General features: G+C 46.9%; 1 protein-coding gene. It reads left to right on the forward strand.

Annotation, left to right across the window (positions count from 1 at the left end; translation table 11 throughout):
* The first annotated feature begins 195 nt into the window (after positions 1-195).
* Positions 196-1,464, forward strand: coding sequence for a group II intron reverse transcriptase/maturase (gene ltrA / locus A3860_RS40330; RefSeq protein WP_081156290.1), 1,269 nt, complete (start codon positions 196-198; stop codon positions 1,462-1,464).
* Positions 1,465-1,485 lie beyond the last annotated feature (21 nt).

The following is a 1,485-nucleotide window of genomic DNA, read 5'->3' on the forward strand; positions in this document are numbered from 1 at the left end:
ACAAGGGAAGGGCCGAACATTAAACGTCCGTGGAGTACCTCTGGAAATGGGATGATCGTGAAGAAAGCAGAAAACTCCGAATGGAGAGCTGCCCTGCAAGAGCTATGCTGGAAGCAGAAGGGTACCAGGGAGCGCTGAACGACATCTTGAAGGAAGGAAAGAAACAAGGAAACAGGAAAAAAAAAAAAGAGATGAATGTTACTGGAAGTAATCCTAAGCAGACCCAACATGCTAGCTGCCTACGACCGTGTGGTCGGCAACAAAGGAGCTGCAGGTATCGATGGAGTAGAAGCCGCAGACTTTCAATCACAGCTTCAACGCGACTGGGCTCAGGTTAAATCCCAATTGGAAAATGGAAGCTACCAGCCGAATGCAGTAAAGCGGGTAACGATTCCCAAGCCCAATGGAGGGGAACGCCATTTAGGGATACCAACGTACATGGATCGGTTAATCCAACAAGCAATCTCCCAAGTATTGGTGCAACAGTATGAGCCTACGTTCTCAGAGACCAGTTATGGGTTCCGCAATGAAAAGAATGCGCATCAGGCTGCTCTAAAGGCAAAGGAATACATCAACGCTGGCTACAGCCATGTAGTAGACCTTGACCTGTCGCAGTTCTTTGACCGGGTAAACCACGACTATCTGATGAATGAGCTAAGCCGTCGGATAACGGACAAACGGGTTTTAAAGCTGATCCACAAAATACTTCGAAGTGAGATAGCAGAGAGAACAAACCGCATACCCTGTAAACAAGGCGTACCTCAAGGCGGCCCACTAAGTCCACTGTTGTCAAATATTATCCTTGATAAACTGGACAAAGAGCTGGAGAAGCGAGGCTTGAGATATGTACGTTACGCCGATGATTGTAGTATTTACGTTAAGAGCAAACGTTCCGGCGAACGGGTAATGGAAAGCATTACCCGTTACATAGAAAAGGAACTAAAGTTGGTTGTAAATACGGTCAAGAGTAGCGTAACTCGCCCCTGGTCGATGAAGTTGTTGGGCTTTACCTTTTATCACCGAAAGGGTGAAAAGGGTATTAGCGTCCACCGCAAAAGCATCGCAGCATATAAGGACAAAGTACGTATAATCACGTGCCGAAGCAAACCTTATAGCATGGTGCTGCGAATGGAGCACATGCGCCAACTGAACCAGGGTTGGGGAAATTACTTTAAGCTAAGTGAGGCAAAATCGGTGTTTGAAGAATTGGACATGTGGGTCAGAAGCCGGCTACGCCTGTGCTATTGGCACCAATGGAAAAAGCCCCGCACCCGAATTACAGAGTTGATAAAATTAGGGGTAAGCCCAAATCAGGCATACCAATGGGGTAATACTCGGAAAGGAAAATGGCGAAGCGTACAAAGTCCGATGCTCCGGCGTGCCATGAGTAACAGCTACTTAAAGAAAGAAGGCTTCACTAGTCTAACAGACATTGTAAAGCCTCCTAAAACTGTTAATGTTTAATGAACCGCCGTATGCCGAACG

The organism is Niastella vici, assembly GCF_002077945.1.
Classification (GTDB): domain Bacteria; phylum Bacteroidota; class Bacteroidia; order Chitinophagales; family Chitinophagaceae; genus Niastella; species Niastella vici.

Coding starts and splice junctions, on each gene's coding strand:
- ltrA (WP_081156290.1), top strand. CDS start 196: ATGTTACTGGAAGTAATCCTAAGCAGACCCAACATGCTAGCTGCCTAC.